The sequence below is a fragment of the Paraburkholderia sp. SOS3 genome (assembly GCF_001922345.1).
GTDB lineage: Bacteria > Pseudomonadota > Gammaproteobacteria > Burkholderiales > Burkholderiaceae > Paraburkholderia.
This window is the reverse complement of the sequence record NZ_CP018811.1, coordinates 4302657-4323097: the sequence shown is the minus strand read 5'-3', so window position 1 is coordinate 4323097 and position 20441 is coordinate 4302657. Positions and strand designations below refer to the sequence as shown.

Here is a 20441-nt window from a genome sequence, read left to right as displayed (position 1 = left end):
CGGGTTTTGACCGATGGTAGCACCCGGAAAAACCCGCCGCATCGCAACACGGCCGCTGTTGCGCGGACTTCGGACCCCACCTTCGACGACGCACGTACGGCCTCCGGTATGACGCGCCGCACGCCGGTGTAACAAGCTGTAAAAGCCTCCGGCGGCAGGAACCGGCTGTCGAACGCTTGTCTAACACCCCACCTGCGCTTTCCGGCAACGTTCCACATGGGGTGGAGCTTCGCAGCGCAGGCAATCGGAACAGGAGCAAGCATGAACAGCAAGCACGTTCAGACCTTCCTGATGGTCTCGGCAGCATTTTTCGCAATCAACGCACCGGTACGCGCGAATAGCGCGCAATCCGCGTCCAACACGGGCTCGAACGGCATCGTTCGAGCGGCGCAAACCTTAACGCGCACATCGGCGGACGCATATCGCGACGGCACTTCGACCAGTATTTCACTGCGCGCACCATCAGGCGAATGACGCCGTTCGTTTCGTCATTCGCCTGCTCGTTCAGCTTTACGTCATGCCTCGTTGATTCGCCGGTTTGTCCCGCACTTCGCCCCGCCCTCCGATTCAGGCGTTGTCTTTCACCACGCCGCGACGGATCTGATCGAGTTCGATCGATTCGAACAGCGCCTTGAAGTTGCCCTCGCCAAAACCCTGGTTTCCCTTGCGTTGGATGATCTCGAAGAAGATCGGCCCGATCTGGTTTTCCGTGAAGATTTGCAGCAGCAGGTCGTCATGCGCGCCGTCGATCAGGATCTTCCGTTTGCGTAGTTCATCGAGCGGTTCGACGTGGTTCGGTATGCGTCGCTCGACCAGTTCGTAGTAGGTATCGACCGTGTCGAGCAGCGCAATGTTCGACGCGCGCATACCGTCGACAGTGCGATAGATGTCGTTGGTGCCGAGCGCGATGTGCTGAATGCCTTCGCCGTGATACGCGTCGAGATACTCCTGGATCTGGCCGGCGTTTTCCGAGCCCTCCTCGTTGATCGGAATGCGGATCTTGCCGCACGGCGATGTCATCGCTTTCGACTTCACGCCGGTGACCTTGCCTTCGATATCGAAGTAGCGGATTTCGCGGAAGTTGAAGAGGCGCTCGTAGAACTCGGCCCATTCGCGCATGCGGCCGCGGTGCACGTTGTGGGTCAGGTGATCGATATAGGTGAGGCCGTGGCCGGCAGGCCGGTCGGCTATGCTCGGGTCCGCGCCCGGGATCGGCTCGAAGTCGACATCGTAGATGCCGATATCGCCGATGCTGCCCGGCTTCGCGCCGTTCTTGCCGCGCCAGCGGTCGACGAAGTAGATGAGCGAATCGCCGACGCCTTTGATGGCCGGAATGTTCAGCTCCATCGGGCCGGTCTTGTTGTCGAAACCCCATGCGCCGAGTTCGAGCGCGCGGCGATAGGCATGCGCCGCGTCCTGTACGCGAAACGCGATCGCGCAGATCGACGGACCGTGCAGCCGCGCGAAGCGTTGCGCGAACGAATCGGGCTCCGCGTTGATGATGAAGTTGATATCGCCCTGCCGGTACAGCGTCACGTTTTTGTGCCGGTGGCGCGCGATCGCCGCAAATCCCATCTGCTCGAATACTCTGCCGAGCGCCTTCGGGTCGGGGGCCGCGTATTCGATGAACTCGAAACCGTCGGTGCCGACGGGGTTGTCCCACGTTTTCAGTTTCATGCAAGTCTCCATCCGGAATGCGATGCGTCCGGCCGTCCGGCACGCGGACGCCATGAAGCGAGTCTATCGGCGTCGCGCGGGTGAAAGCTTGCGAAGTTAATCGTGGCTGGCTACATTTTGGCTATTTAATGGCGCGTGTGCGCGTCAGGACGGCAGAAAATGGCTGCAACAGAACTCGATGCGATCGACCGGCGTATTCTCGCGATTCTCCAGGAGGACGGGAGGCTGTCGAATCAGGAAATCGCGGAACGGGTCAATCTTTCGCCGAGCCCGTGTTTGCGGCGCATTCGCCGGCTAGAGGAAAGCGGCGTCATTCGCGGCTATGTCGCGCTGCTCGATGCGCAGCAGTTGGGGCTTCATCTGCTCGCGTTCGTCAACGTGCGGCTTGAAAAGCGCGGGACGCCGACGGGCGGCGGCGCGCGTGGCGACGCCGCGCACGCACACGCCGGCAGCACGCATGCGGAGCTGTTTCGCGCGGCTGTGCAGACGTGGCCCGAGGTGGTGGCGTGCCATGCGATGACCGGTGAGATGGACTACCTGCTGCGCGTGCAGGTTGCGGATATGGCGCATTTCTCGCACTTCGTGCAGGACGTGCTGCTGCATCATCCGTCCGTCGTCGATGTGAAGTCGAGCTTTTCGCTCGAGACGTTCAAGGAAACGACGGCCTTGCCGATCAGATGAAGCCGGGAGCCGGGTTCAAGCGTGGTTCAAGCCGGATTCAAGCCGGATTCAAGCCGGGTTCAAGCCGGGTTCAAGCGGAAAATCAGGCCGCGAGTTCCGCCGGCAACAGCGATTCGAGCAGGGTTGACGTTTGCTGGGCCTGGCGCTTGAGCGCGTAGTCGAACGCGGCCGCCTGCTCTTCGAGCATTTCTTTCAGAATGCTGGACTGATCGGCCGGTGCGAGCGTCAGATACGCGTCGGCTTCGCCGTATGCGCGCTCGATCCGCATGCCGGCCTTCCTGGCGATATGCATCATGGTCCTGTTGCGCGACAGGCAGTGCATATAGAGCGTGGTGACGTGCGTGTTGCGGCTGCGGGTCGCCGCGCGTTCGAAAAGCTTCGTGCCGATACCCTGGCCGCGCGCGCTCTCGAGTACCGATACGCCAAGTTCGGCCGTGCGTTCGCCCGCTTCCGACGGCAGATACGCGAGGTGCGCGACGCCGACGAGCGCGAGTTCGCGGTTAAACACGCCGAATACCCTGTCGCGCTCGAAGTCGAGCGTGCGAACGTAGTTCTCGACGACGTGATCGGGCACGAACTGGCCGAAGCGCAGCAGGCGGTCGTCTTCGTCGAGGCTCAGGAAGTGGGCGAGCAGGCGTTCGCGGTCTTTCGAACTCAGTTCCCGAACCAGCACTGGCGCAAGGCCGGCCGCGCTCAACACGCGATCGGGCAGCGCGATCGGCTCTTTTGCTTGGGCAGTCGTCTTGCTCATGGCGGGTTCTCCTATTCATCTGACGGCATGATGCGCCGCAGCAGTGATTTTAACTGAAAGCTACATTCATCACTAGGGAAAACCCGTATTTCAGACATATCTGAGCCGTTCGAGGGCTCGCCTGTTCGTGTAAATCCTTGATTTTCTGGGTATTGAGAGTGAGTGAGGGCTCGCATTGCAATCTGCTTTGCGTCGCAAATTAGCCACGCAGCATGCTGCTCTGCAAAATTATTTCACTGTGGAAAGCCCGTGATCGACCATGTCGACAACCTGCTGTGCAAACTCGCGGTAGCCCATCCGGCCGCCCGGCTTCAGCCACGTGAAGGTCCAGTTGATCATGCCGAACACCATCATCGTCAGGGCAGTCTGGTTCTCGCGCGCGACGCGCTCGGGGTAGGCGCGCGCAAGCTGGCGCGCGAACGCGGCAACGACATCGCGCTGGCGGTTCAGGATCACGTCGCGCTGCGCTTCGTCGAGGTATTTCACGTCGTTGAGCAGCGCGACGTGCCGGCTATGCGAGGTCTCGTATTCGGCGAGGAACGCGCGGATCAGCTCCGCGAACGTTTCGCGTTCGGTGAGCGCGCGCCGCTGGCTCGAGCCTTCCACCTCGGCGATGATCAGCATCAGCCGCTTCGTGTAGCGATCGAGCAGGTCGAACAGGATCGCTTCCTTGCTCTCGTAGTAATGGTAAAGGCGCGCTTTCGAGGTGCCGCTCGCGGCGGCGAGATCGGACATCGACGTGCTCGGGTAACTGGTCTGCGCGAACTTTTCCGCGGCAAGTTCGAGAATCTGGTCGCGTTGCGTTTCGTGGTCGGGGGCTCGGGTGCGGGCCATGGTTCTTGTTTTCTCGAAAGCTGAAAGGGCCGTCCGTGCGCGGCAATCGGGCGGCCGCGCGCGGGCGGCCCTAGTGTAAGCGGATCGCGACAGCGCGGAGCGGTTTTCCGCTTATCGTTCGTCGTAACTGACGACCACTTGATCCGTCACCGGATGGCACTGGCAGGTCAGCACGAAGCCGTCGCGAATCTCATGCGCTTCGAGCGTGTAGTTCCGGTCCATTTTCACTTCGCCCTCGAGCACCTTCGCGCGGCATGTGCAGCAGACGCCGCCCTTGCACGCATAGGGCAGCGCGAGTCCGGCGCGCAAGCCGACGTCGAGCAGGCTCAAGCCGTCATACGGCAGGCGCAGCTTGCGGCGTTTGCCGTCGAGCACGATCTCGAGATCGGCAGCCGGCGTGTCGTCGGTGATCCCGGCGGGCGGCACGCCTGCTTGAGGCAGCGGCGAACCGAAGCGTTCGACGTGGACTTTCTGCGACGCGACTCCGGCCGCTTTTAACGCCGCTTCGGCGGCGTCCATCATCGGCGCCGGGCCGCAAATGAATGCCTCGTCGATGGCGGCGGCGGGCACGAGCGTCTCGAGAAACGCCGCGCATTTGCGCTCGTCGAGCACGCCGTTGAACAGCTCGACGTCCTGCAGATCGTCCGACAGCACGTGGTACAGCGCGAAGCGGTTCATGAAGCGGTTCTTCAGGTCCTCGAGCGCTTCGGCGAACATGATCGAGTCGACGCTGCGGTTGCCGTAGATCAGCGTGAACGTGCTGCGCGGCTCGATCTCGAGCGTCGTCTTGATGATCGCGAGGACCGGCGTGATACCGGAGCCGCCGGCGAACGCGACATATTGCTGGCCTTGTGCCGCGTTCAGATGGGTGAAGAAGCGGCCGTCGGGCGTCATCACGTCGACTGTGTGGCCGGCCTTCAGCGTGTCGAACGCGAAGGTCGAGAAGCGGCCGCCGCGCACGCGCTTGATGCCGATACGCAGTTCGCCGTGCCGATCGTAGTCGGTGACGCCGACGCAGATCGAATACGAGCGGCGCGTTTCCTCGCCGTCGATATGGGCCTTCAGCGTGACGAACTGGCCCTGCGTGAAGCGGTATTGATCGCGCAGCTCCGGCGGCACCTCGAACGCGACCGAGACAGCGTCGGCCGTTTCTTGACGGACTTCGCGAATGCGCAGCGCGTGGAATTGCGGAGTGGGGCTCGCCATATCGGTCGGTTAATACCTTTGACGGGGTTAGTAGGGTTTGAAGTAGTCGAACGGTTCGCGGCAGTCGACGCAGCGGTACAGCGCCTTGCATGCAGTCGAGCCGAATTGCGCGAGGCGTTCGGTGTGTGGGGACCCGCAGTGGGGACAGGGCGGGGCGGGTGCCGTTCGTGCGGTTGGTGCGGTTGGTGCGGTTGGTGCGGTTCGTGCGGTTGGTGCGGTCGATGCCGCGGGCTTGTGCGGCGCGAAGCGGATGACCTTTTCGTCTGCACGCGCGTGCGCGGTGGCCTTGTGGTCGCCCACAGCAGCGCTTTGGCCGATCGGCGGCGCAATGCCGTAGGCACGCAGTTTTTCTCGCGCGTCGGCGTCGATCCAGTCGGTGGTCCAGGCAGGCGCGAGCACGGTCTCGATTCGATACGGCGTGAGGCCCGCAGCATCGAGCGCATGGCCAATGTCTTCGGCGATCTGCCACATCGCCGGGCAGCCCGAATAGGTCGGCGTGACGATAACTTCGAGCGCGCCGTCGCACGCGCGGCGCACGTCACGCAGGATCCCCAGTTCCCGGATCGAGACGACCGGGATCTCGGGATCCGGTACTGCCTCGAGTGCTGTCCATGCGCGGGCGACGCCTTCGTCATCGTCTTTGTTGGCGTGGTGGCGCAGGGCGGGTGTCGTCGTCATCGAGGTGCTCCGTTTGGCGCGATCGGCGATTACCAGGTCGCGCCTGGATGCTGCCGCGCGACGCTCTGCATTTCCGCGAGCAGATAGCCCATGTGTTCCGAGTGCTCGCCATGCTTGCCTGCGCTCACGTGCTTGACGGGCTCGGGTAGCGCGAGCGTCGCTTCGTCGAGCGCGGCGCGTACGTCGTCGAACCAGGCGGCTTCGAGATCGGCCGTCTTCGGTCCGATGCCGGCGGCCGCGATCGATTGCTCGATCGCATCGGTGCTGAAAAATTCGCGCGTGTACGGCATCAGGTAGTCGAGTGCCGCTTGCGCGCGGCGATGCGATTCGTCGGTCCCGTCGCCGAAACGGATCAGCCACTCGCGCGCGTGGTGCATGTGGTAACGCGCTTCCTTGACCGACTTCGCGGCGATTGCCGCCAGTTGCTCGTCGCACGAGCGCGTCAGCGCGCTCCACAGGTGCGCCATCAATGTCGAATGGAGAAAGTTGCGCACGATCGTTACGGCGTAGTCCCTGTCCGCGCGTGCGCTGCCGGCGAGCGGCCCGTAGTGCGGCAGTTCGGCGAGCGTGTAGTTCGCGAATTCGTGTTCGCCGCGGAAGTACGCGTAATCGTCTTCGGTACGGCGTTGGCCGGTGAGCATCGCATCGAGCGTTGCCGCGTGCGTGTAGAGCAGGCGCGCCTGACCGATCAGATCGAGGCTCATGTTCGCCAGCGCGATGTCTTCTTCGAGCACGGGACCGTGCCCGCACCACTCGGCATTGCGTTGGCCGAGAATCAACGCGGTGTCGGCAAGGCGCAGCACGTAGGCAAGGTGATGGGGCGTGGCGGTCATATCGTCGGTCCGGCTTTGCGCTTACATGTGGTTGACTTCGTCGGGCAACGTGAAGAACGTCGGGTGGCGATAGATCTTGTCGGCCGCCGGCTCGAACAGCTCGCCCTTTTCTTCCGGCGCCGAAGCCGTGATCGCCGACGACGGCACGACCCAGATGCTCACGCCTTCCTGGCGTCTCGTGTAGACGTCGCGCGCCATGCGCAGCGCCATCGACGCGTCCGCTGCGTGCAGACTGCCGCAATGCTTGTGGTCGAGCCCCTGCTTGCTGCGCACGAAGACTTCCCAGATTGGCCATTCCTTGTTCACGGTCGATCTCCTTGTTTGGTCGGGCTGCCGGCTATGAGGCGCGGTCGGTCTGACCGCGGCGGCTCACGCGGCCTCCTGCTGCGCGCGGCGGCGCTGCTTTTCCGCATGCGCGAGCGCGGCTTCGCGTACCCATGCGCCGTCGTCGTGCGCCTTTGCGCGTGTCGCGAGGCGCTCGCGATTGCACGGGCCGTCGCCATTGACGACGCGCCAGAATTCGTCCCAGTCGATCGCACCAAAGTCGTAATGGCCGCGCGCTTCGTTCCACTTCAGCCGGTCGTCCGGCAACGTGACGCCGAGTACCTTTGCCTGCTCGACGGTCGCATCGACGAATTTCTGCCGCAGGTCGTCGTTCGTGATCCGCTTGATGCCCCATTGCGCGGACTGGTTGCTGTGTACCGAGTCCTTGTCGCTCGGGCCGAACATCATCAGCACCGGCCACCACCAGCGGTCGACCGCCTGCTGCACGAGACGGCGCTGCGCGTCGGTGCCCTTCATCATCGTGAGTAGCGCATCGAAACCCTGTCGCTGATGGAACGACTCTTCCTTGCAGATGCGGATCATCGCGCGCGCATAGGGGCCGTATGTGCAGCGGCACAGCGGAATCTGGTTCATGATCGCGGCGCCGTCGACGAGCCAGCCGATCACGCCGACGTCCGCCCAATCGGGCGTCGGGTAGTTGAAAATGCTCGAGTACCTGGCCTTGCCGGCGTGCAGCGCCGCGATCAGCTGATCGCGCGAGACGCCGAGCGTTTCGCACGCACTGTAGAGATAGAGCCCGTGACCGGCTTCGTCCTGCACCTTCGCGAGCAGGATCGCCTTGCGCTTCAGGCTCGGCGCGCGCGAGATCCAGTTGCCTTCGGGCAGCATGCCGACAATCTCCGAATGCGCGTGCTGCGAAATCTGGCGCACGAGCGTCTTGCGGTACGCGTCGGGCATCCAGTCCTGCGGCTCGATTTTTCCGTCGGCGGCGATCACGGCGTCGAAGCGTTGCCATTCCGGCGACATTGCGCCGGCGTTCTGCGGAGAATCTGGCGGTGACGCGTGGCTCTGGATGTCGAGAGATTGCGTGTACATGGCTGGCGCTCGCTGAATGCGTGGGGCGGTTTTCTTCGACGCGTTCGGGTGAGGTCTGCGACCTGTTGCGTCGTCGCGTAGTATAAACCAACCGACCGGTCGGTTAATAGATGTTTTGGAGCGCGTTTGATCGGGTGGTGACTGTCTCGGCGGCTATGTGCGTGCGGCGCCAGGCGCAGATGCGAAACCGCTGAGCATGAGTCCATCGATCGTGCACAATGTGCGCTTCATTTTTCCGCCGATCTCATCACGATGCTCGTTCGCTCGCTAGCCGCCGCCGTTTGCAGCGCGGCATTTCTGTTCGCGGCGCCCGCCGCCGCCTTTGCAGTTGAAACATCTGGTCAGTGGACTACCGCATGGGCTACGGCGCCCCAGTCCATTCCGCAAGGCGCGGACTTGCCGGCCCTCTATCGCGCGCCGGACGTGGCGGGCCGCACCGTGCGCCAGATCATTTATCCCACGCTGTCGGGCAGCGCGGTGCGCGTCCGTGTCGATAACGCGTACGGAAAAGCGCCGCTCGTGATCGAGGAGATGAGCGTTGCGCGGGCGGGGGCGGGAGCAAGAACGCAAGGCGATGCGGTTCGTGTGACGTTTGGCGGCAAGCGCGCGGTGAGCGTACCGCCCGGCGGCGCGCTGGACAGCGACGCGGTGCACGCCGAGGTGGTGGCGGGTGCCGCGTATGCCGTCAGCACCTATATGGGACCCGGGCAGTCGATGACCGCGTGGCACCGGCTTTCGAGCCAGGTGAACTATGTATCGTTGCCGGGCAATCACGTGCAGGAGGCGTCTGCGCAGGCCTACCGGCAGCGCTTTACGCAGTACGCGTGGATAACCGGTTTGATGGTTGAAACGTCTGCGCCGGCGGCGGTTGCGGTCGCGGCGGTCGGCGATTCGATCACCGATGGGATGCGCTCGAGTCTCAATGCGAATCGTCGCTGGCCGGATGCGCTTGCCCGCAGACTGTCGCAAGCCGGCGACCGGTCGATCGCGGTGCTCAACCTCGGAATCAGCGGTAACAGGCTGCTAAGCGATTCGCCTTGCTATGGCGATGCGTTGCAGTCGCGCTTTCACCGCGATGTGCTCGAGCAATCCGGCGTGCGGACGGCGATTCTGCTGATCGGCATCAACGACATCAACTTTGCGTCAATGCCGCCGCACGCGGGGCTCGACTGCGATACGCCGCACACCCAGGTGACGGCTGGAAGCCTGATCGAAGGATATCGGCGGGTGATTGCCGCCGCGCACGCGCGCGGTGTTCGCGTGATCGGGGCGACGCTGACTCCGGCGTCGCTGCCGTCACAGCGGGAGAGCACGCGGCTTGCGGTCAACCAATGGATCAGAACCGGCCGCGCGTATGACGGCGTCGTCGATTTCGACGCGGCGCTGCGCGACCCCGCGCATCCGTCGCAGTTGCGGCGCGCGTACGATAGCGGCGATCACATCCATCCGAACGACGCGGGTTATGCAGCGATGGCGGATGCTATCCCGCTGCAGTTGCTGACGGACGCCACGCGGTAATTTCGAGGCGTCCGATGGCGCCAGGGATGACGCGAGAAATATTCTGCGTCATTCACTTGTCATATGACGTTGGGTCGCCTAATATTCGCGTCTTCGTTCACGGGCGAGCGTGTTGTCGGTGCTGTTGCGGAAGTCTGCGGCGGTAGTCGGCGATACCGGAAGTTCCAGGCAGTTTTAAGCTTGAGCGAAATAGATGTTGACGAAGCGGGAGATAGGTTGCATAATCCCGCTTCTCTGCTGCAGCGAGTGGCAGACACGAAGAAGGCGGTGGCGGGTTCAGTGGAATGCGCCGGAAGGGAAGCCCGATTCGTGAATCGATCTTTAACAATTCACAGCCGATAAGTGTGGGTGCTTGATGGCGGCGCACGATGACCTCTCGGGGTTATCGGATAGCGAAAGTATCAAGTGTCTCACACAGTATTGAAGGGTCTTCAGAGATGGAGATCCAACTGTCAGTACGTTGAGTGAGCGACCGGTTCATCGCAGGAAACTGCGAAAAACATGAACCGAAAACAGTAACAGGCATTGAACTGAAGAGTTTGATCCTGGCTCAGATTGAACGCTGGCGGCATGCCTTACACATGCAAGTCGGACGGCAGCGCGGGGGCAACCCTGGCGGCGAGTGGCGAACGGGTGAGTAATACATCGGAACGTGTCCTGGAGTGGGGGATAGCCCGGCGAAAGCCGGATTAATACCGCATACGATCTGAGGATGAAAGCGGGGGACCGCAAGGCCTCGCGCTCAAGGAGCGGCCGATGGCGGATTAGCTAGTTGGTGGGGTAAAGGCCCACCAAGGCGACGATCCGTAGCTGGTCTGAGAGGACGACCAGCCACACTGGGACTGAGACACGGCCCAGACTCCTACGGGAGGCAGCAGTGGGGAATTTTGGACAATGGGGGCAACCCTGATCCAGCAATGCCGCGTGTGTGAAGAAGGCCTTCGGGTTGTAAAGCACTTTTGTCCGGAAAGAAAACTTCGTCCCTAATATGGATGGAGGATGACGGTACCGGAAGAATAAGCACCGGCTAACTACGTGCCAGCAGCCGCGGTAATACGTAGGGTGCGAGCGTTAATCGGAATTACTGGGCGTAAAGCGTGCGCAGGCGGTGATGTAAGACCGATGTGAAATCCCCGGGCTTAACCTGGGAACTGCATTGGTGACTGCATTGCTGGAGTATGGCAGAGGGGGGTGGAATTCCACGTGTAGCAGTGAAATGCGTAGAGATGTGGAGGAACACCGATGGCGAAGGCAGCCCCCTGGGCCAATACTGACGCTCATGCACGAAAGCGTGGGGAGCAAACAGGATTAGATACCCTGGTAGTCCACGCCCTAAACGATGTCAACTGGTTGTCGGGCCTTCATTGGCTTGGTAACGTAGCTAACGCGTGAAGTTGACCGCCTGGGGAGTACGGTCGCAAGATTAAAACTCAAAGGAATTGACGGGGACCCGCACAAGCGGTGGATGATGTGGATTAATTCGATGCAACGCGAAAAACCTTACCTACCCTTGACATGGACGGAACCTCGATGAGAGTTGAGGGTGCCCGAAAGGGAGCCGTCACACAGGTGCTGCATGGCTGTCGTCAGCTCGTGTCGTGAGATGTTGGGTTAAGTCCCGCAACGAGCGCAACCCTTGTCCCTGGTTGCTACGCAAGAGCACTCCAGGGAGACTGCCGGTGACAAACCGGAGGAAGGTGGGGATGACGTCAAGTCCTCATGGCCCTTATGGGTAGGGCTTCACACGTCATACAATGGTCGGAACAGAGGGTTGCCAAGCCGCGAGGTGGAGCCAATCCCAGAAAACCGATCGTAGTCCGGATCGCAGTCTGCAACTCGACTGCGTGAAGCTGGAATCGCTAGTAATCGCGGATCAGCATGCCGCGGTGAATACGTTCCCGGGTCTTGTACACACCGCCCGTCACACCATGGGAGTGGGTTTTACCAGAAGTGGCTAGTCTAACCGCAAGGAGGACGGTCACCACGGTAGGATTCATGACTGGGGTGAAGTCGTAACAAGGTAGCCGTATCGGAAGGTGCGGCTGGATCACCTCCTTTCCAGAGCTTAAGCGCTCAAAGTTGAGCACTCACACTTGTCGGCTGTGCATTGAAGGACAGGCTGAAGGGGTCTGTAGCTCAGTCGGTTAGAGCACCGTCTTGATAAGGCGGGGGTCGCTGGTTCGAATCCAGCCAGACCCACCATGTCGGCTGCCGTTGGCGCTTTGGCGCTTACGGAAGCCCCACCCCCGAAGGGGGCGGAAGGTGGAGAGCAGATCCCTTGAAAGTTGTCGTGCGGGGGATTAGCTCAGCTGGGAGAGCACCTGCTTTGCAAGCAGGGGGTCGTCGGTTCGATCCCGTCATCCTCCACCAATTACCAGTGCCTAGTGTCCGGTCAGCAGGTGAGCCGGGTATTACGCATTGGCAATTGCGCCAGTCAGCTCTGGTATGAAGCGGTAAGGCATATCGGCTGTCGTTCTTTAACAATCAGGAAGAAGCAGTAGTAGAGATCAATGAAAGCGTCTGTGAGATGGGCGTGAGTAGATTGGTCAGGGTTGTGATTGTATCGAAGTATTTTTTAGGGTCCTCGATGAGAGGGCGCTTGGAATACGGCACAACACGCAAGTGTGTGGGCTGCCTGTAAGTGCTAAAGCACTAACGGGCAGCGACACGCTAAAACTCAGCCTGTAGTGCGTGTGGTCGAAGGGACGCAAGTCCGTGGAGACACACCCGTTATAGGGTCAAGCGAACAAGTGCATGTGGTGGATGCCTTGGCGATCACAGGCGATGAAGGACGCGGTAGCCTGCGAAAAGCTTCGGGGAGCTGGCAAACGAGCATTGATCCGAAGATGTCCGAATGGGGAAACCCACTCCGAATGGAGTATCCGTGGCTGAATACATAGGCCATGTGAAGCGAACGCGGCGAACTGAAACATCTAAGTAGCCGCAGGAACAGAAATCAACCGAGATTCCCAGAGTAGTGGCGAGCGAAATGGGAGCAGCCTGTACTCTTTATCTGTACTGTTAGCCGAACGCTCTGGAAAGTGCGGCCATAGCGGGTGATAGCCCCGTAGGCGAAAGCAGTGTGGAAGAACTAGGTGTACGACAAGTAGGGCGGGACACGTGAAATCCTGTCTGAAGATGGGGGGACCATCCTCCAAGGCTAAATACTCGTGATCGACCGATAGTGAACCAGTACCGTGAGGGAAAGGCGAAAAGAACCCCGGGAGGGGAGTGAAACAGATCCTGAAACCGCATGCATACAAACAGTCGGAGCCTGGAAACGGGTGACGGCGTACCTTTTGTATAATGGGTCAGCGACTTACATTCAGTGGCGAGCTTAACCGATTAGGGCAGGCGTAGCGAAAGCGAGTCCGAACAGGGCGAATCAGTCGCTGGGTGTAGACCCGAAACCAGATGATCTATCCATGGCCAGGATGAAGGCACGGTAACACGTGCTGGAGGTCCGAACCCACTAGTGTTGAAAAACTAGGGGATGAGCTGTGGATAGGGGTGAAAGGCTAAACAAATCTGGAAATAGCTGGTTCTCTCCGAAAACTATTTAGGTAGTGCCTCGTGTCTCACCTTCGGGGGTAGAGCACTGTCATGGTTGAAGGGTCCATTGCGGATTACTTCGCCATAGCAAACTCCGAATACCGAAGAGTGCAATCACGGGAGACAGACATCGGGTGCTAACGTCCGGTGTCAAGAGGGAAACAACCCAGACCGCCAGCTAAGGTCCCCAAATATGGCTAAGTGGGAAACGAAGTGGGAAGGCTAAAACAGTCAGGAGGTTGGCTTAGAAGCAGCCACCCTTTAAAGAAAGCGTAATAGCTCACTGATCGAGTCGTCCTGCGCGGAAGATGTAACGGGGCTAAGCCATATACCGAAGCTGCGGATGCGCGCGCAAGCGCGCATGGTAGGAGAGCGTTCCGTAAGCCTGCGAAGGTGCACTGGAAAGTGTGCTGGAGGTATCGGAAGTGCGAATGCTGACATGAGTAGCGATAAAGGGGGTGAAAGGCCCCCTCGCCGTAAGCCCAAGGTTTCCTACGCAACGTTCATCGGCGTAGGGTGAGTCGGCCCCTAAGGCGAGGCAGAAATGCGTAGCTGATGGGAAGCAGGTCAATATTCCTGCACCAGTGTGAAATGCGATGGGGGGACGGATCGCGGAAGGTTGTCCGGGTGTTGGAAGTCCCGGTCGCTGCGTTGGAGAAGGTGCTCTGGCAAATCCGGGCACGTAATTCAAGGGCGTGGCGCGAGCTCCTTCGGGAGCGAAGCAACTGGAAGGGGTTCCAGGAAAAGCCTCTAAGCTTCAGTTTCACATTGACCGTACCGCAAACCGACACAGGTGGGCGAGATGAGTATTCTAAGGCGCTTGAGAGAACCCGGGAGAAGGAACTCGGCAAACTGGTACCGTAACTTCGGGATAAGGTACGCCCTTGTAGCTTGATGCGCCTGCGCGCAGAGGGTGAAGGGGTTGCAATAAACTGGTGGCTGCGACTGTTTAATAAAAACACAGCACTCTGCAAACACGAAAGTGGACGTATAGGGTGTGACGCCTGCCCGGTGCCGGAAGATTAAATGATGGGGTGCAAGCTCCTGATTGAAGTCCCGGTAAACGGCGGCCGTAACTATAACGGTCCTAAGGTAGCGAAATTCCTTGTCGGGTAAGTTCCGACCTGCACGAATGGCGTAACGATGGCCACACTGTCTCCTCCCGGGACTCAGCGAAGTTGAAGTGTTTGTGATGATGCAATCTCCCCGCGGCTAGACGGAAAGACCCCATGAACCTTTACTGCAGCTTTGCATTGGACTTTGAACCGGTCTGTGTAGGATAGGTGGGAGGCTACGAAGCTGGAACGCCAGTTTCAGTGGAGCCGTCCTTGAAATACCACCCTGATCTGTTTGAGGTTCTAACCTTGGACCCTGAAGCGGGTTCGGGGACAGTGCATGGCAGGCAGTTTGACTGGGGCGGTCTCCTCCCAAAGTGTAACGGAGGAGTACGAAGGTACGCTAGGTACGGTCGGAAATCGTGCTGATAGTGCAATGGCATAAGCGTGCTTGACTGTGAGACTGACAAGTCGAACAGGTGCGAAAGCAGGTCATAGTGATCCGGTGGTTCTGTATGGAAGGGCCATCGCTCAACGGATAAAAGGTACTCTGGGGATAACAGGCTGATACCGCCCAAGAGTTCATATCGACGGCGGTGTTTGGCACCTCGATGTCGGCTCATCTCATCCTGGGGCTGTAGCCGGTCCCAAGGGTATGGCTGTTCGCCATTTAAAGAGGTACGTGAGCTGGGTTTAAAACGTCGTGAGACAGTTTGGTCCCTATCTGCCGTGGGCGCTGGATATTTGAAGGGACCTGCTCCTAGTACGAGAGGACCGGAGTGGACGAACCTCTGGTGTACCGGTTGTGACGCCAGTCGCATCGCCGGGTAGCTATGTTCGGAAGAGATAACCGCTGAAAGCATCTAAGCGGGAAACTCGCCTTGAGATGAGATATCCCCGGGGCTTCGAGCCCCTTGAAGGGTCGTTCAAGACCAGGACGTTGATAGGTCAGGTGTGGAAGCGCAGTAATGCGTTAAGCTAACTGATACTAATTGCCCGTAAGGCTTGATCCTATAACCGGTGTGTTTTGCGGTCATGGTTAATGCTCCAGCATCTACCAGGACCCCACCCCCGTCAGGGGGGGGCAGCGCAGACACACGGTCGAGTGAGCCGCGTTGTGCCAGACAACACAACCCACCCCCTGCTACACCACGCTTCTTCCCGATTGGTCCGGCTGCCCGCGCGCAGCAGGACAACCCGTCATGCCTGATGACCATAGCGAGTCGGTCCCACCCCTTCCCATCCCGAACAGGACCGTGAAACGACTCCACGCCGATGATAGTGCGGATTGCCCGTGTGAAAGTAGGTAATCGTCAGGCTCCCCCTCAGTTGAAAACACCAACCCCGCCCTCAAAAGCGGGGTTCGTGCGTTTACAGCAAACACTTATAAGTGGATCTGTCTTGGGGTGACAATGGTTAAGCTTAGTCTTGACATTGCGATGTTGCTCCCCCATAATCATCAGTTCTCTGCGGAGGGGTGCCCGAGTGGCTAAAGGGGGCAGACTGTAAATCTGTTGGCTTACGCCTACGTTGGTTCGAATCCAACCTCCTCCACCAGAATACGGCTTAAGCAGTTGTTGGGAATCGATGGATCCTTGCGGGTGTAGCTCAATGGTAGAGCAGAAGCCTTCCAAGCTTACGACGAGGGTTCGATTCCCTTCACCCGCTCCAGCAAAGAAGTAGCGCCCATGTGGCTCAGTGGTAGAGCACTCCCTTGGTAAGGGAGAGGTCGGCAGTTCGATCCTGCCCATGGGCACCAGCAGGTGTCAGTGATTGTTTGCGCCCCGCGCAACGTACGGAAAAAACCCTCTTAGGAGTCGAAAATGGCCAAAGGTAAGTTTGAGCGGACCAAGCCGCACGTGAACGTGGGCACGATCGGTCACGTTGACCACGGCAAGACCACGCTGACGGCGGCGATCACGACGGTGCTGACCGCGAAGTTCGGCGGAGAAGCGAAGGCGTACGACCAGATCGACGCAGCGCCGGAAGAAAAGGCGCGCGGCATCACGATCAACACGGCGCACGTGGAGTACGAGACGGCGAACCGCCACTACGCCCACGTTGACTGCCCGGGTCACGCGGACTATGTGAAGAACATGATCACGGGCGCGGCGCAGATGGACGGCGCGATCCTGGTGTGCTCGGCGGCGGACGGCCCGATGCCGCAAACGCGTGAGCACATCCTGCTGGCGCGTCAGGTGGGTGTGCCGTACATCATCGTGTTCCTGAACAAGTGCGACATGGTGGACGACGCGGAGTTGCTCGAGCTGGTGGAAATGGAAGTGCGCGAGCTGCTCTCGAAGTACGACTTCCCGGGCGACGACACGCCGATCATCAAGGGTTCGGCGAAACTGGCGCTCGAGGGCGACAAGGGCGAGCTGGGCGAAGTGGCGATCATGAACCTGGCCGACGCGCTGGACACGTACATCCCGACGCCGGAGCGCGCGGTGGATGGTTCGTTCCTGATGCCGGTGGAAGACGTGTTCTCGATCTCGGGCCGCGGTACGGTGGTGACGGGTCGTGTCGAGCGTGGCGTGATCAAGGTCGGCGAGGAAATCGAGATCGTCGGGATCAAGGCGACGGCGAAGACGACGTGCACGGGCGTGGAAATGTTCCGCAAGCTGCTGGATCAGGGCCAGGCGGGTGACAACGTGGGTATCCTGCTGCGCGGCACGAAGCGTGAAGACGTGGAGCGTGGTCAGGTGCTGGCCAAGCCGGGTTCGATCACGCCGCACACGCACTTCACGGCTGAGGTGTATGTGCTGAGCAAGGACGAAGGCGGCCGTCATACGCCGTTCTTCAACAACTACCGTCCGCAGTTCTACTTCCGTACGACGGACGTGACGGGCTCGATCGAGCTGCCGAAGGACAAGGAAATGGTGATGCCGGGCGACAACGTGTCGATCACGGTGAAGCTGATTGCGCCGATCGCGATGGAAGAAGGTCTGCGCTTCGCGATCCGTGAAGGTGGTCGTACCGTCGGCGCAGGTGTCGTCGCCAAGATCATCGAGTAAGCCAGCTAGTTCTCGTTGATCGGTTGTTTTCGGGGTTGGCGGTGTCGTCAGCCCCAAATGGTTTAGGGGTATAGCTCAACTGGCAGAGCGTCGGTCTCCAAAACCGAAGGTTGGGGGTTCGATTCCCTCTGCCCCTGCCAATTCTTGCGTCGATCTGGCGCTCGTTAAGGTGTTATGGCGAATCCATCCGTCGAAACTGTAAATGCGTCTGGTGACAAGCTGATGCTGGTCGTTGGCGTATTGTTGGTCGTGGCCGGGTTCGTGGGGTTCTTCTGGCTCAACGGTCAGGAATGGTACGTCCGCGGTGCGGCTTTGGCCGTCGGGTTGATCGCGGGCGTCGCTGTCGGTCTTCTTTCCGCGCCCGGCAAGGGTTTTATCGCGTTCGCCAAGGACTCGTATAAGGAAGTTCGCAAGGTCGTATGGCCGACTCGCAAAGAGGCAAGTCAAACGACCCTCGTGGTCTTCGGGTTCGTGTTAGTCATGGCGCTGTTTCTCTGGATTTGTGACAAATCCATTGAATGGGCGATTTTCTCGGCGATTCTGGGTTGGAAATGATATGAGTGATACGCCGGCCTCCCCGAGTGGAAAACGTTGGTACGTCGTGCACGCCTACTCCGGCATGGAGAAGAGCGTGCAGCGTGCGCTTCAGGAGCGCATTGAACGTGCTGGCATGCAGGACAAATTTGGCCAGATTCTTGTGCCGACCGAAGAAGTGGTCGAGGTGAAGGGCGGTCACAAATCGGTGACGGAACGTCGCTTCTTCCCTGGTTACGTGCTGGTCGAAATGGAGATGACCGACGAAACCTGGCATCTCGTCAAGAACACGGCGAAGGTCACCGGATTCGTCGGCGGGGCGCGCAACCGCCCGAGCCCGATTTCGCCGCGCGAAGTTGAAAAAATCATGTCGCAGATGCAGGAGGGCGTGGAGAAGCCGCGTCCGAAGACCCTGTTCGAGGTCGGCGAGATGGTTCGCGTAAAGGACGGTCCATTTACGGACTTCAACGGAAGCGTCGAAGAAGTCAACTACGAGAAGTCGCGAGTTCGCGTTTCTGTCACGATTTTCGGTCGAGCTACACCGGTCGAGCTTGAATTCGGGCAGGTTGAAAAGTTGTGATCGATTTCCGCAGATCGCGCCCGCTGGCGCGATCTGCGTTTCGCGCTTACGGTCCGCGTAATGACCGTTGAGGAGCGTCAGTAGCCGAAGTTTGTGCGAACGCGCGTTACTACTCACCGAACGCCCACGCGTTCCAACGAGGTTTTCAGTTATGGCAAAGAAAATTGTCGGCTTTATCAAGCTGCAGATTCCTGCAGGTAAAGCCAATCCGTCGCCCCCAGTCGGCCCGGCACTGGGTCAGCGCGGCCTGAACATTATGGAGTTCTGCAAGGCGTTTAACGCGCAGACTCAAGCGATGGAACCGGGTCTGCCGATTCCTGTCGTTATCACCGCTTTCGCAGACAAGAGCTTTACGTTCGTCCTCAAGACCCCGCCGGCTACCGTTCTGATCAAGAAGGCAGCGAAGGTCGACAAGGGTTCGAGCAAGCCGCACACCGACAAGGTCGGCAAGATCACGCGCGCACAAGCTGAAGAGATCGCCAAGACGAAGATGCCGGATCTCACGGCAGCCGATATCGATGCAGCGGTCCGTACGATCGCTGGCAGCGCCCGCTCGATGGGCATCACCGTGGAGGGCGTGTAAATGGCCAAGCTTTCGAAGCGTCTGCAATCATTCGCAAATAAGGTCGACCGCCAGAAGCTTTACCCGATCGACGATGCATTGTCGATCGTGAAGGAATGCGCAAGCGCGAAGTTCGATGAGTCGATCGATGTCGCGGTGCAACTCGGTATCGATGCGAAGAAGTCGGATCAGGTGGTTCGCGGTTCGGTCGTACTGCCGGCAGGTACCGGCAAGTCGGTGCGCGTCGCTGTGTTCGCGCAGGGTGAAAAGGCTGAACAGGCTCGTGCCGCTGGCGCCGATATCGTCGGTATGGAAGACCTCGCCGAGCAGGTGAAGGCGGGCAACCTGAATTTCGACGTCGTCATCGCTTCGCCGGACACGATGCGTGTCGTCGGCACGCTGGGTCAGATTCTCGGCCCGCGCGGTCTGATGCCGAACCCGAAGGTCGGCACGGTGACGCCGGACGTGGCCACGGCTGTGAAAAACGCCAAGGCCGGTCAGGTGCAATTCCGCGTCGATAAGGCGGGGATCATCCATGCAACCATCGGCCGTGCATCGTTCGAGTCGACGGCGCTGCGCAGCAATCTCGACGCACTCGTCGACGCTTTGCAAAAGGCGAAGCCGGCCACGAGCAAGGGCGTGTATCTGCGTAAGATCGCTCTGTCGAGCACGATGGGTGTCGGCGTGCGCGTCGATCAGACGTCGCTGGCTGCACAGTAATAATAAGATTTACCGCTTCGCCGCATCAATGGGCGGAGCGATATAAAGGGCTTTGGGCGGTCGCTAGCCGGGCATTAAGCAGCAAGCGACCGGTTGTCAAAGACCGTTGGCGGAAGCGCAGCAGTCAGGCGTGCCCTTAATGCAAGCCAACGCAGATGGCGAACCCGAAAAGGTTTTGTGGTGATTGAAGCCGTTTCTCACTTCGCGGCGACGCGAATGTGAAGCGGTCGAGATACTCCTGGACTGGTCGGACGCCGTTGTTGAACGCGATGCATGAAACGTAAGTCGAGTGCATCGAATCTGGAGGTTAACCGTGCCACTGAACAAAGAAGGTAAGCAGGCCGTCGTGGCTGAGGTTTCCGCGCAAGTCGGGAAAGCTCAAACCATCGTTCTGGCCGAGTATCGTGGGATCACGGTTGGCGATCTGACCAAGCTTCGTGCGAAGGCGCGCGAGCAACAGGTGTACCTGCGAGTGTTGAAGAACACGCTGGCGCGTCGCGCCGTCGAGGGTACCCCGTTTGCTCCGCTGGCTGAGCAGATGACCGGTCCTCTGATCTACGGCATCTCTGAAGATGCAATTGCTGCTGCTAAAGTCGTCAACGAATTTAGCAAAAGCAATGACAAGTTGATCATCAAGGCCGGTTCCTACGAAGGCAAGGTGATGGACAAGGCAGGCGTGCAAGCGTTGGCCAACATCCCGAGCCGCGAGGAACTGCTCTCCAAGCTGTTGTTCGTTATGCAAGCGCCTGTTTCCGGCTTTGCGCGCGCGTTGGCTGCGCTGGCTGAGAAGAAGCAGGGCGAAGCTGCTTAACGTGACTTCGGCGCTTTGGTTGAGCGCACAAGATCGCTGGCTGTATCCGAATTCA

At 59.9% G+C, this 20441-nt stretch carries 16 protein-coding genes, 6 tRNA genes and 3 rRNA genes; 17 read left to right on the top strand and 8 right to left on the bottom strand.

Translation table 11 applies throughout. The features are described 5' to 3' along the window. Positions 1-567 precede the first annotated feature (567 nt). Positions 568-1677 carry a 4-hydroxyphenylpyruvate dioxygenase gene (gene hppD / locus BTO02_RS19325; RefSeq protein ID WP_075158373.1) on the bottom strand — a complete coding sequence of 370 codons (1110 nt, stop codon included), beginning with the start codon at positions 1675-1677 and terminating at the stop codon, positions 568-570. A gap of 159 nt (positions 1678-1836) precedes the next feature. On the opposite strand from hppD, the gene BTO02_RS19320 reads away from it, so the two are divergent. Continuing rightward, positions 1837-2358: an Lrp/AsnC family transcriptional regulator gene (locus BTO02_RS19320; protein ID WP_075158372.1), complete on the top strand. Its 522-nt coding sequence runs from the start codon at positions 1837-1839 to the stop codon at positions 2356-2358. A gap of 82 nt (positions 2359-2440) precedes the next feature. On the opposite strand, the gene BTO02_RS19315 is transcribed toward BTO02_RS19320, so the two are convergent. The 7 genes from BTO02_RS19315 to paaA all read right to left on the bottom strand — a co-directional run bounded on the left by BTO02_RS19315 (position 2441) and on the right by paaA (position 8040). After that, positions 2441-3109 carry a GNAT family N-acetyltransferase gene (locus tag BTO02_RS19315; protein WP_075158371.1) on the bottom strand — a complete coding sequence of 223 codons (669 nt, stop codon included), beginning with the start codon at positions 3107-3109 and terminating at the stop codon, positions 2441-2443. A 228-nt stretch (positions 3110-3337) separates the two neighbouring features. Then, the gene (locus tag BTO02_RS19310) at positions 3338-3943 is read right to left on the bottom strand and encodes a TetR/AcrR family transcriptional regulator (RefSeq protein WP_075158370.1); all 606 of its coding nucleotides are present in this window, start codon (positions 3941-3943) and stop codon (positions 3338-3340) included. Between the two features lie 111 nt (positions 3944-4054). Further along, positions 4055-5149: a 1,2-phenylacetyl-CoA epoxidase subunit PaaE gene (gene paaE / locus BTO02_RS19305; RefSeq protein WP_075158369.1), complete on the bottom strand. Its 1095-nt coding sequence runs from the start codon at positions 5147-5149 to the stop codon at positions 4055-4057. 27 nt (positions 5150-5176) lie between these two features. Beyond that, the gene (paaD, locus tag BTO02_RS19300) at positions 5177-5827 is read right to left on the bottom strand and encodes a 1,2-phenylacetyl-CoA epoxidase subunit PaaD (protein WP_075158368.1); all 651 of its coding nucleotides are present in this window, start codon (positions 5825-5827) and stop codon (positions 5177-5179) included. A gap of 29 nt (positions 5828-5856) precedes the next feature. Then, positions 5857-6660 (bottom strand): 1,2-phenylacetyl-CoA epoxidase subunit PaaC, encoded by an 804-nt coding sequence (gene paaC / locus BTO02_RS19295; RefSeq protein WP_075158367.1) that lies wholly within the window; start codon positions 6658-6660, stop codon positions 5857-5859. Positions 6661-6681: 21 nt separating this feature from the next. Further along, positions 6682-6966, bottom strand: a complete 285-nt coding sequence (gene paaB, locus BTO02_RS19290; protein ID WP_075158366.1) for a 1,2-phenylacetyl-CoA epoxidase subunit PaaB — start codon at positions 6964-6966, stop codon at positions 6682-6684. 63 nt (positions 6967-7029) lie between these two features. Beyond that, on the bottom strand, positions 7030-8040 hold the full coding sequence (paaA, locus tag BTO02_RS19285) for a 1,2-phenylacetyl-CoA epoxidase subunit PaaA (RefSeq protein ID WP_075158365.1): 1011 nt from the start codon (positions 8038-8040) through the stop codon (positions 7030-7032). Positions 8041-8292: 252 nt separating this feature from the next. Between paaA and BTO02_RS19280 the strand changes: the two genes are divergently transcribed. From BTO02_RS19280 to rplJ, 16 genes are all read left to right on the top strand, one after another. Then, positions 8293-9558, top strand: a complete 1266-nt coding sequence (locus BTO02_RS19280; protein ID WP_075158364.1) for an SGNH/GDSL hydrolase family protein — start codon at positions 8293-8295, stop codon at positions 9556-9558. Between the two features lie 527 nt (positions 9559-10085). After that, positions 10086-11616: ribosomal RNA gene (locus tag BTO02_RS19275) — 16S ribosomal RNA — on the top strand. Between the two features lie 67 nt (positions 11617-11683). Then, positions 11684-11760: transfer RNA gene (locus BTO02_RS19270), tRNA-Ile, on the top strand. A 92-nt stretch (positions 11761-11852) separates the two neighbouring features. Beyond that, positions 11853-11928: transfer RNA gene (locus BTO02_RS19265), tRNA-Ala, on the top strand. A 366-nt stretch (positions 11929-12294) separates the two neighbouring features. After that, positions 12295-15178 (top strand): 23S ribosomal RNA (locus BTO02_RS19260). A 192-nt stretch (positions 15179-15370) separates the two neighbouring features. Then, positions 15371-15484 (top strand): 5S ribosomal RNA (gene rrf / locus BTO02_RS19255). The 16S, 23S and 5S rRNA genes sit together here with 5 tRNA genes alongside, the layout of an rRNA operon. A gap of 152 nt (positions 15485-15636) precedes the next feature. Then, positions 15637-15722 (top strand) — tRNA-Tyr (locus BTO02_RS19250). 40 nt (positions 15723-15762) lie between these two features. After that, positions 15763-15836: transfer RNA gene (locus BTO02_RS19245), tRNA-Gly, on the top strand. Between the two features lie 13 nt (positions 15837-15849). Continuing rightward, positions 15850-15924, top strand: a tRNA-Thr gene (locus BTO02_RS19240). 64 nt (positions 15925-15988) lie between these two features. Continuing rightward, positions 15989-17179, top strand: coding sequence for an elongation factor Tu (tuf, locus tag BTO02_RS19235; RefSeq protein ID WP_075158352.1), 1191 nt, complete (start codon positions 15989-15991; stop codon positions 17177-17179). A gap of 64 nt (positions 17180-17243) precedes the next feature. Then, positions 17244-17319, top strand: a tRNA-Trp gene (locus tag BTO02_RS19230). Positions 17320-17353: 34 nt separating this feature from the next. Then, a complete protein-coding gene (gene secE, locus BTO02_RS19225) occupies positions 17354-17734 on the top strand; it encodes a preprotein translocase subunit SecE (RefSeq protein WP_075158363.1) in 381 nt (126 codons plus the stop codon). A 1-nt stretch (position 17735) separates the two neighbouring features. Beyond that, positions 17736-18293 (top strand): transcription termination/antitermination protein NusG, encoded by a 558-nt coding sequence (gene nusG / locus BTO02_RS19220; RefSeq protein WP_026121916.1) that lies wholly within the window; start codon positions 17736-17738, stop codon positions 18291-18293. Between the two features lie 151 nt (positions 18294-18444). Then, entirely contained in the window at positions 18445-18876 is a 432-nt protein-coding gene (gene rplK / locus BTO02_RS19215; protein ID WP_075158362.1) for a 50S ribosomal protein L11, read from the top strand. Then, entirely contained in the window at positions 18877-19575 is a 699-nt protein-coding gene (gene rplA / locus BTO02_RS19210) for a 50S ribosomal protein L1 (protein WP_075158361.1), read from the top strand. Between the two features lie 313 nt (positions 19576-19888). Beyond that, positions 19889-20386, top strand: coding sequence for a 50S ribosomal protein L10 (gene rplJ / locus BTO02_RS19205; RefSeq protein ID WP_075158360.1), 498 nt, complete (start codon positions 19889-19891; stop codon positions 20384-20386). The last annotated feature ends 55 nt before the right edge of the window (positions 20387-20441 follow it).

Bases quoted from the DNA above. Each gene is read 5' to 3' on its own strand.
- BTO02_RS19315 (WP_075158371.1), bottom strand. From the start codon at position 3,109: ATGAGCAAGACGACTGCCCAAGCAAAAGAGCCGATCGCGCTGCCCGAT.
- paaA (WP_075158365.1), bottom strand. From the start codon at position 8,040: ATGTACACGCAATCTCTCGACATCCAGAGCCACGCGTCACCGCCAGAT.
- secE (WP_075158363.1), top strand. From the start codon at position 17,354: ATGGCGAATCCATCCGTCGAAACTGTAAATGCGTCTGGTGACAAGCTG.
- rplA (WP_075158361.1), top strand. From the start codon at position 18,877: ATGGCCAAGCTTTCGAAGCGTCTGCAATCATTCGCAAATAAGGTCGAC.
- tuf (WP_075158352.1), top strand. From the start codon at position 15,989: ATGGCCAAAGGTAAGTTTGAGCGGACCAAGCCGCACGTGAACGTGGGC.
- nusG (WP_026121916.1), top strand. From the start codon at position 17,736: ATGAGTGATACGCCGGCCTCCCCGAGTGGAAAACGTTGGTACGTCGTG.
- paaD (WP_075158368.1), bottom strand. From the start codon at position 5,827: ATGACGACGACACCCGCCCTGCGCCACCACGCCAACAAAGACGATGAC.
- paaC (WP_075158367.1), bottom strand. From the start codon at position 6,660: ATGACCGCCACGCCCCATCACCTTGCCTACGTGCTGCGCCTTGCCGAC.
- BTO02_RS19310 (WP_075158370.1), bottom strand. From the start codon at position 3,943: ATGGCCCGCACCCGAGCCCCCGACCACGAAACGCAACGCGACCAGATT.
- BTO02_RS19280 (WP_075158364.1), top strand. From the start codon at position 8,293: ATGCTCGTTCGCTCGCTAGCCGCCGCCGTTTGCAGCGCGGCATTTCTG.
- BTO02_RS19320 (WP_075158372.1), top strand. From the start codon at position 1,837: ATGGCTGCAACAGAACTCGATGCGATCGACCGGCGTATTCTCGCGATT.
- paaE (WP_075158369.1), bottom strand. From the start codon at position 5,149: ATGGCGAGCCCCACTCCGCAATTCCACGCGCTGCGCATTCGCGAAGTC.
- rplK (WP_075158362.1), top strand. From the start codon at position 18,445: ATGGCAAAGAAAATTGTCGGCTTTATCAAGCTGCAGATTCCTGCAGGT.
- hppD (WP_075158373.1), bottom strand. From the start codon at position 1,677: ATGAAACTGAAAACGTGGGACAACCCCGTCGGCACCGACGGTTTCGAG.